General features: G+C 68.6%; 6 protein-coding genes. 3 read left to right on the top strand and 3 right to left on the bottom strand.

Annotated features, from left to right (window positions below; all coding sequences use genetic code 11):
• The 3 genes from bcsA to G3O00_RS39120 all read left to right on the top strand — a co-directional run.
• Nucleotides 1–2,016, top strand: a 2,016-nt coding sequence (bcsA, locus tag G3O00_RS39130) for a UDP-forming cellulose synthase catalytic subunit (RefSeq protein WP_206146194.1), incomplete at its 5' end; no start/stop codon positions are given.
• 27 nt (nucleotides 2,017–2,043) lie between these two features.
• A complete protein-coding gene (bcsG, locus tag G3O00_RS39125; protein ID WP_174933905.1) occupies nucleotides 2,044–3,600 on the top strand; it encodes a cellulose biosynthesis protein BcsG in 1,557 nt (518 codons plus the stop codon).
• Complete coding sequence (locus G3O00_RS39120; protein WP_174933907.1) at nucleotides 3,582–3,779, top strand: hypothetical protein; 198 nt, start codon at nucleotides 3,582–3,584, stop codon at nucleotides 3,777–3,779. The genes bcsG and G3O00_RS39120 overlap by 19 nt, the downstream gene beginning before the upstream one ends.
• Nucleotides 3,780–3,847: 68 nt before the next feature.
• Here G3O00_RS39120 and G3O00_RS39115 read toward each other — a convergent pair whose 3' ends face one another.
• From G3O00_RS39115 to G3O00_RS39105, 3 genes are all read right to left on the bottom strand, one after another.
• Nucleotides 3,848–4,732, bottom strand: a complete 885-nt coding sequence (locus tag G3O00_RS39115; RefSeq protein WP_206146193.1) for a pirin family protein — start codon at nucleotides 4,730–4,732, stop codon at nucleotides 3,848–3,850.
• A gap of 31 nt (nucleotides 4,733–4,763) precedes the next feature.
• Nucleotides 4,764–5,156, bottom strand: coding sequence for an OsmC family protein (locus G3O00_RS39110; RefSeq protein WP_011351699.1), 393 nt, complete (start codon nucleotides 5,154–5,156; stop codon nucleotides 4,764–4,766).
• A 50-nt stretch (nucleotides 5,157–5,206) separates the two neighbouring features.
• Nucleotides 5,207–5,816: cation:proton antiporter (locus G3O00_RS39105; RefSeq protein WP_206146192.1), on the bottom strand; the 610-nt coding region annotated here is incomplete at its 5' end.

Here is a 5,816-nt window from a genome sequence, read left to right as displayed (position 1 = left end):
TTCGCATTCTTCGCGATCGTCGCGGTGCTGGCGCTCGGGCTGCGCCGCCTGCCGGGCCATCTGCCGACGCTCGCGCTCGCGTCGCTCGCGCTGCTCGCGACGGTGCGCTACGTGTGGTGGCGCACTACGCAGACGCTCGATTTCCGTGGCCCGGTCGAGGCCGTTGCCGGCTACCTGCTGTACGGCGCGGAAGCCTATACGTGGATGATCCTGCTGCTCGGCTTTGTGCAGACCGCGTGGCCGCTCGACCGGCCGATCGTGCCGCTGCCCGACGATCCCGACACCTGGCCGACCGTCGACATCTACATCCCGACCTACAACGAGCCGCTGTCGGTCGTGAAGCCGACCGTCTTCGCCGCGCAGAGCATCGACTGGCCGAGCGCGAAGCTGCGCGTGTACCTGCTCGACGACGGCAAGCGCCCCGAATTCGAGGCGTTCGCGCGCGAAGCCGGCATCGACTATGTGACGCGCGACGACAATCGCCACGCGAAGGCCGGCAACATCAACCGTGCGCTGCCGAAGACGCACGGCGAATACATTGCGATCTTCGACTGCGATCACGTGCCGACGCGTTCGTTCCTGCAGACGACGATGGGCGTGTTCCTGCGCGACCCGAAGTGCGCGCTCGTGCAGACGCCGCACCATTTCTTCTCGCCCGATCCGTTCGAGCGCAACCTCGGCACGTTCCGCGAGATCCCGAACGAGGGCAACCTGTTCTACGGCCTCGTGCAGTCGGGCAACGACCTGTGGAACGCGACGTTCTTCTGCGGCTCGTGCGCGGTGCTCAAGCGCAGCGCGCTGGAAGAGGTGGGTGGCGTCGCGGTCGAGACCGTGACCGAGGATGCCCACACGGCGCTCAAGCTGCACCGGCGCGGCTATACGTCGGCGTACCTGCCGACCGTGCAGGCGGCCGGCCTCGCGACCGAAAGCCTCGCGGGCCACGTGAAGCAGCGCACGCGCTGGGCGCGCGGGATGGCGCAGATCTTCCGCATCGACAACCCGTTCCTCGGGCGCGGGCTCGGCTTCATCCAGCGGATCTGCTACGGCAACGCGATGCTGCACTTCTTCTACGGGATTCCGCGGCTCGTGTTCCTGACGATCCCGCTCGCGTACCTGTTCTTCCACCTGTACTTCATCAACGCATCGGCAGTCGCGCTCGCGAGCTACGTGATTCCGTATCTCGTGCTCGCGAACGTCGCGAACTCGCGGATGCAGGGGCGCTACCGCCATTCGTTCTGGGCCGAGGTCTACGAGTCGGTGCTCGCGTGGTACATCGCACTGCCGACCACCGTCGCGTTCTTCAGCCCGAAGCACGGCAAGTTCAACGTGACGGACAAGGGCGGCAAGATCGACGAAGGCTACGTCGACTGGTCGACGTCGAAGCCGTATCTGGTGCTGTTCGGGCTGAACGTGCTCGCGATCCTCGCCGGCCTGTGGCGGCTCGTGGCCGATCAGGGCGACGAAGCATCGACGATCCTGATCACGCTCGGCTGGACCGTGTACAACCTCGCAATGCTCGGCGCGGCGCTGGCCGTGGCGCGCGAGACCAAGCAGGTGCGCGTCACGCACCGGATCGCGATGCGCGTGCCGGCCATGCTGCTGCTCGCCGACGGCTCGACGGCCGCGTGCTTCACGAGCGACTACTCGACGGGCGGCCTCGGCCTCGAAGCCGTGCCGGGGCTCCCGCTTGCCGTCGGCGACACGCTGACGGTGTGCGTGACGCGCGGGGACCGATCGTTCCCGTTCCCGGTGCGCGTGACCCGCGTGACGCCGACCCATGTCGGCGTGAGCTTCGATGAACTGACGCTCGAACAGGAGCGCCAGCTCGTGCAATGCACGTTCGGCCGCGCGGACGCGTGGCTCGACTGGCACGAAGGCGAGCGCCTCGACACGCCGCTCGGCGGGCTGAAGGAAGTGTTGCGTATCGGCCTGGACGGCTACGTACGGATGTGGAAGGGTGCGGCGCGCGGCCTGCAGGCCATGCTGGCGCCGAAACTCGATCGGGCGCGCGACTGACGCGGCGCTCATCATGGAGTGGGTTAGATGACGTTCTGGAATCTGTATTTCATCCTGAAGTTCGCGCTGTTCGCGACCGGGCACCTGCAGCCGTTCTGGCTCGCGAACCTCGCGTTCGCGGTGGCGCTCGCGGTGAGCGCACCGATCCGGCGGCGTGCGTGGCGCATCGTCCGGCAGGTCGTGGCGATCGCGATCGCGGTGCCGCTGCTCGCGCGCGAGATGCATGCGCCGCCGCTTGCGCGGCTTGCCGAGGCCGCACGCGAAGTGAGCACGTTCCGCTTCGAATACTGGATGGAGCTGCTGCCGCGCCTGCTGCCGCCGGTCCTGTTGTTGACGGTGGCCGGCGCGCTGATCGTCTACTTCATCGTCAATCGCTGGCTGCGCGTCGCGACGTTCGTGCTGGCCGTGCTGATCGTGATGCCGCTGTGGCAGGCCGGCAGCGGGCTGATGGCGCGCGTCGTCGCACCGCTGCCGCAGCAGGCCAACGCAACAGGGACGACAATCGCCGGCCAGCCCGAGGATCACAACGCCGCGCTCGCGACATTCCGCACGCAGGAATCGCAGCGGCAGGTCGCGTTCGGCCATCTCGGCAACGATCCGGCTGCGCAGTTCGACGTGATCGTGCTGCACATCTGCTCGCTGTCGTGGGACGACCTCGATGCCGCGAAGGTGCGCAACCATCCGATGCTGAGCCACTTCGACTACCTGTTCAACAACTTCAGCACGGCCGCGAGCTACAGCGGCCCGGCGGCGATCCGCGTGCTGCGCGCGAGCTGCGGGCAGGAAGCGCACGCCGACCTGTACAAGCCTGCGCCGCAGCAGTGCTACCTGTTCTCGCAGCTGGCGAGCGCGGGCTACAAGGTGCAGTCGCTGCTGAACCACGACGGCCACTTCGACAACTTCCTGCAGGTGATCCACGACAACATCGGCGTGCCCGACGCACCGCCGGTGTCGAACGCGGCCGCGCCCGTCGCGATGCACGCGTTCGATGGCTCGGAGATCAAGAGCGACTACGCGACGCTGGCAAACTGGTACGCGCAGCGCGCGTCGGTGCCGGGTCCGGTCGCGCTGTACTACAACACGATCAGCCTGCACGACGGCAACCGCGTCGTCGGCAGCGCGCTGACGAGCATCGACTCGTATCCGCAGCGCGTGACGAAGCTGATGGACGACTTCGATCACCTGGCCGACCTGATCGCGCAATCGGGCCGCCGTGCGGTGATCGTGTTCGTGCCCGAGCACGGCGCCGCGCTGCGCGGCGACAAGTACCAGGTCGCGGGCCTGCGCGAGATTCCGACGCCGCGTATCGTGCACGGGCCGGTCGGCGTGCGGCTCGTCGGCTTTACCGGCAACCACGGTGCGACGACCGTGATCGACCAGCCGACCAGCTTCCTCGCGCTCGCGCAGCTGCTGTCGAACCTCGTGTCGAACAGCCCGTTCAAGCCGGGCACGACGCTCGCGCAGTACGCGGCCGACCTGCCGCGCACGCGGATGGTGGGCGAGAACGAGGGTACGGTGACGATGCAGACGGCCGCGGGCTACTCGGTGAAAACTCCGGACGGTGTATGGATCGACGAACAGTAATTCTTCCCGGCGACGCCGATGACGATCGCCTGTCGCAACCGAACGACGTGCTCGGCCTCGCGCGGCATCTGCCCGCGCTCGATCCCGAGCGTTACGTCGACGAACAGGCACGCCGCGCATTCATCGACTCGCTCGACCGCTGGCCGACGCTCGCGAAGCTGATGGGATTGAAGCGGTAAACGTGCAACGGCCGGCATGTTTGCCGGCCGTTGCCTGCCTGCTTGCTGGCGATCCTGCTTATTGCACCTTATTGCGCCTTGCGTTCCGGCTGGCGCGTCCACTCGTCTTCCTCGCCCGGCACCTTGCCGAAGGTCTGGTCGGCCCACGCCGCGCGGGCCGCGTCGATCTTCGCGCGTGCGCTCGACACGAAATTCCATTCGATGAACCGCTCGCCCGGCAGGTGCGCACCGCCGAGCAGCATCACGCGGGCGCCGTTCGCGCTGGCGAGCGCCACGGTCGCGCCGGGTTCGAGCACGGCCATCGTCGCGGGGGCGAGCGGCGTGCCGTCAATGCTCAGGTCGCCGTCGACCAGGTACACGCCGCGTTCCTCATGTTCGGCATCGAGCGCCAGCGTGCCGCCAGCCGCGAATTCCGCATACGCATAGAGCGTGGGCGAGAACACGGCGACCGGCGACGTGAGCCCGAACGCGGTGCCCGCGATCACGCGCACGTTCGCACCGTCGCGCGCGAACGACGGCAGCGTGTCGGCCGCATGATGGACGAACGCGGGTGCGGTGTCTTCATGCTCGACCGGCAGCGCGACCCAGGTCTGGATCCCGTGGACCGGCTGGTCATGCGACCGGTCTTCGTCGGGCGAGCGCTCCGAATGCACGATGCCGCGGCCGGCCGTCATCCAGTTCACGTCGCCCGGCACGATCTTCTGCCGGAAGCCGAGGCTGTCGTGATGCATCAGCGAGCCGTCGAACAGGTAGGTGACGGTCGCGAGGCCGATGTGCGGATGCGGCAGCACGTCGATGCCGCGGCCGGCCGGCAACACGGCCGGCCCCATCTCGTCGAAGAAGATGAACGGGCCGACGAGGCGCGCGGCACGCGCGGGCAGCACGCGACGCACGACGAGGTTGCCGATGTCGCTTTCGCGCGGCGTGAGCAGGGTCTTGATCGAGGCTGACATGGTGGGGATCTCGTGGTCGAGGCGGGGCGCGTCAGGCGATCGCCGTGTCGATGGTGATCGGATGCGTGAGGATCTTGTGCACCGGGCACGCGTTCGCGATCTGCAACAGGCGCTCGCGCTGTTCGCCGGACAGGTCGCCTTCCAGCGTGATGCGGCGCACGATCGTGCTGCCCGCGCTGCCCGATTCGTGCGCGAGCTTCACGTGCACTTCGGTCAGCGGCCAGCCCTTGCGCTGCGCGTACATCTTCAGCGTGATCGCGGTGCACGCACCGAGGCTCGACAGCAGCAGCGTGACGGGCGCGGGCGCCGCATCGCCGCCGCCGAGCGACGCCGGTTCGTCGGCGCGCCACTGGTGGACGCCATCGCTGAAGTGGACGAGGTAATCGACGGAGCCGATGCTCGCTTCGACGGACAGTTCGCTCATTGCAGTTCCATAGGGAAAAAGGGGGGGGGGGCCGGCGGCCGGGCCGGGCGTTACGGTTCGAGCAGCCGCTGCAGCCGCAGTTCCTCGAAATCGAGCTCCGATTCGATCCGGTGCAGCACGGCGTCGTCGACCTTGCCGTCGCGATGCAGGTCGAGCAGCGCGCGGCGCGATACGCCGACGAGCTCGAGTTCGACGCGCAGCATGCGGGCCCGCACGTTGGCCGGTTCGGCGCCCTGGCGATGCGCGCGGTCGTTGAAGGTGACGCGGTTCCGGTATTCGGCGAGCAGGCGATCGAGCGACGGCCGCTCGAGGGTCGAGCCGCGTTGTTCGAGCGCGTCGAGTTCGGCAAGCGCCGCGCCGAACGCATGCGCGCGCACCGCGTGCTCGGACATCGTGTGCCGTGCGGCCGGGCGCAGCTTCAGCACGCGGATCAGCGGCGCGAGCGTGCCGCCCTGCACGACGAGCGTGGCGATGATCAGCAGGAACGTGCTGAACAGGATCAGGTCGCGGCCGGGGAAGTTGGCGGGCAGCGCGATTGCCGCCGCGAGGCTCCCGACGCCGCGCATGCCCGCCCAGCCCACCACGCCGGCTTCCCGCCACCCCCCCGGCGCGGGCCCCGCGCGCGGCCCCCGCCGGCGGCCCCGCCCCGGGAAGACCCCC

This window comes from Burkholderia sp. Ac-20384, from assembly GCF_017104605.1.
Classification (GTDB): Bacteria; Pseudomonadota; Gammaproteobacteria; order Burkholderiales; family Burkholderiaceae; genus Burkholderia; species Burkholderia lata.
Note: the sequence above shows the minus strand (reverse complement) of the source record. Positions and strands in the feature narration are given on the sequence as shown.

Bases quoted from the DNA above. Each gene is read 5' to 3' on its own strand.
- G3O00_RS39110 (WP_011351699.1), bottom strand. From the start codon at position 5,156: ATGAGCGAACTGTCCGTCGAAGCGAGCATCGGCTCCGTCGATTACCTC.
- bcsG (WP_174933905.1), top strand. From the start codon at position 2,044: ATGACGTTCTGGAATCTGTATTTCATCCTGAAGTTCGCGCTGTTCGCG.
- G3O00_RS39115 (WP_206146193.1), bottom strand. From the start codon at position 4,732: ATGTCAGCCTCGATCAAGACCCTGCTCACGCCGCGCGAAAGCGACATC.
- G3O00_RS39120 (WP_174933907.1), top strand. From the start codon at position 3,582: ATGGATCGACGAACAGTAATTCTTCCCGGCGACGCCGATGACGATCGC.